Consider the following 2,584-nt stretch of genomic DNA (forward strand, 5'->3'; position numbering starts at 1 on the left):
AGTCGACGCGAATAGCGAGCTATTTAAGGAGACTGATGACGAAGCATTGGATAAAAATTCATATGAAATTCGATTCTGCGAATTAATCAGTACTTCCCTAGCCTGCCCAATAAGAGGCTTTCCTATTGTCGGCTGACCGGCTGCGGTCGAAATGACAGTGAGGTGGAGTGGCAGCGGTGTCATTTCTGTATTTTTTCACAGCCCCCTTTATGTTGGAAACAGGACACGGGGCTCTATTTTCGGATTCTATTTCAAAAGATTCATAAACACCATGAGGATGGAGGCGTTCAGGAAATCCACCACGAAGGCGCCGATTAAAGGAATGACGAAGTAGGCGGTGTGGGCGGGGCCGAAGCGTTCGCACATGGCGTTCATATTGGCAATGGCGTTCGGCGTGGCGCCCATGCCGAAGCCGCAGGTGCCGGAAGCCATGACGGCGGCTTCGTAGTTTCCTCCCATGACCCGGAAGATGACGAAGTAGGCAAAGAGGGCAATCACTGCAGTCTGGATGAGGAGGGTCACCATGAGGGGCACCGCCAGATCCGCCAGCTGCCAGAGCTTCAAACTCATAAGGGCGCAGGAGAGGAAGATATTGAGGCACATGCCGCCCAGCACTTCACTTTCCTTCTGGTAAATACCGTAAAGGCCGGTGCCTTCGGCAATATTGCGGATCACAGCGGCTACGATCATGGCGCCGATGTATCCGGGAAATACGAGGCCGATGTCGATAAAGAACTGGCTCACGTAGGTGCCAAGGCCCATGGCCAGGAGGAGATGGCCGAAGGCGTACATGAAATTGTCCATGTTGAGGTAGTTGGCCGCAGCGTCTTCATCTTCCTCCGTTTCCGGATGGGGCCCCATTTTTCCACCGGGAAGGGAAGCGTCTATTTCCTTTCCCTCCGAAGAGGTGAGGCGGAAGCGGCGGATGAGGAGCTCACCGATAGGACCGCCGATGAAGGAGCCTGCCACCAGGCCGAAGGTGGCGGCGGCAAAGGCGATGGTGGTAGCGTCGGAAAGTCCCATGGATTCCAGCACGGGACCGAAGGAGCCGGAGGTGCCGTGGCCGCCTACCAGGGGAATGGATCCGTCCGCCAGTCCCATGAGCGGATTTTCACTGAAAACCTGGGCAAGGGAAATGCCGATGAGGTTCTGGATGACGATGAGAATGCCCACCAGCACTGCCATCTTGATGACAAGAAGGCCCCCCTTCTTGATGAGGCTTACGCTGGCCATGTAGCCGATACTGGTGAAGAAAAGCATCATGCACCAGTTCTGCATCACCGTGTCCTGGGTATAAGTCCAGATGCCTTGGGTGTAGAGAATGCAGTTCAGGATAGAGAAAATTGTACCGCCGATGACAGGCGCCGGAATGCAGTATTTCCGAAGCAGCTTGATTTTCGTCTTCAAAAAGCCGCCAAGAAAGAAGACAGCCACCGCCGCCGCCAGAGTCTGGTACATATTCAAATTGATTTCCATAATAAGTCCCCCATTGTTATATTTTCAGGAAATAAACAGACTGATTGCAATGTGCACAATAGCAAGTATAAATGAAAGTCATAAGAGATTCAAAAAAATATAGAAGAAATGCATAATATATAGCCCTTTCATAAGTGTTTGCTTTATGGGTGTACTATGACGGTCTGCATAAACCATGTATAATAGAGCCATACAATGAATAGTAAAGGAGTATGCCATGTTTGATTTTCTTGATATAGGCACCCTGATTTACCGTGTGCCCGCCCTTCTCATCGCCCTTTCCTTCCATGAATACGCCCATGCGGCGGTGTCCGATGCCCTGGGGGATCCTACGCCCTCTCTGGACGGGCGGCTTACCATCAATCCCATGGCCCATCTGGATGTGCTGGGGACTATCCTTCTGGTGCTCTGCGGCTTCGGCTGGGCCAAACCGGTGATGATTAATCCGAGATACTACAAGGATTACAAAAGCGGCGTTTTGAAGGTGTCCTTTGCAGGGCCGGGTATGAATCTTTTTCTTGGATTCCTGTCCATCCTTCTTTCCGCCATCCTGCTCCGGCTTGGCATGCTCAGCCGGGAAAGCGCCCTCTTCCTGAACTGGATTATGATGTACAATGTGTGGTTTGCCTTCTTCAACCTTATCCCCGTACCGCCGCTGGACGGCTCTAAAATCCTCTCCATGTTCCTGCCGGGAGAGATGTCCTTCAAATACGAAAATTTCAACGCCCGCTACGGTTTCGTCCTCCTTATGGTGGTAGTCTTCAGCGGCCTCATCAACCGCATCATCAATCCCCTGGCCAATCTTTTCATCTCCCTCTGCACCTATGTGGTGTACCTGGTGTTTTAACTAGTGGGCTGGTGGGCTGGTGACGCGCCCTTTGGGCGCGAAGGGGCGCCGCTCACGGGGCGGAGAAACGACTGTCCGCTGTTCTCAATCAGGGTATATGAAACGATGGACAGCATCCATAGTCCCACCGCTCATCGGGGGGAAGGTGGTGCCGTAAGGCACCAAAAGGGGAGCCGCCGGAGGCGGCTGATCGCCCTCCATTGCCTCTATGGTATCCCACATTTTTCGCCGACTGGTATTTAAGGAAGCACTGATTAATTC

General features: G+C 52.6%; 2 protein-coding genes. One reads left to right on the forward strand and one right to left on the reverse strand.

Translation table 11 applies throughout. From position 1 onward, the window contains the following. Window positions 1–246: 246 nt before the first annotated feature. The gene (gene gltS / locus B2Y11_RS02570; protein WP_291055819.1) at window positions 247–1,476 is read right to left on the reverse strand and encodes a sodium/glutamate symporter; all 1,230 of its coding nucleotides are present in this window, start codon (window positions 1,474–1,476) and stop codon (window positions 247–249) included. Window positions 1,477–1,693: 217 nt separating this feature from the next. Between gltS and B2Y11_RS02575 the strand changes: the two genes are divergently transcribed. Beyond that, window positions 1,694–2,323, forward strand: coding sequence for a site-2 protease family protein (locus B2Y11_RS02575; protein ID WP_291055822.1), 630 nt, complete (start codon window positions 1,694–1,696; stop codon window positions 2,321–2,323). The last annotated feature ends 261 nt before the right edge of the window (window positions 2,324–2,584 follow it).

This window comes from Dialister sp. UBA1703, assembly GCA_002320515.1.
Lineage (GTDB): Bacteria > Bacillota > Negativicutes > Veillonellales > Dialisteraceae > Dialister.

Coding starts and splice junctions, on each gene's coding strand:
- gltS (WP_291055819.1), bottom strand. CDS start 1,476: ATGGAAATCAATTTGAATATGTACCAGACTCTGGCGGCGGCGGTGGCT.
- B2Y11_RS02575 (WP_291055822.1), top strand. CDS start 1,694: ATGTTTGATTTTCTTGATATAGGCACCCTGATTTACCGTGTGCCCGCC.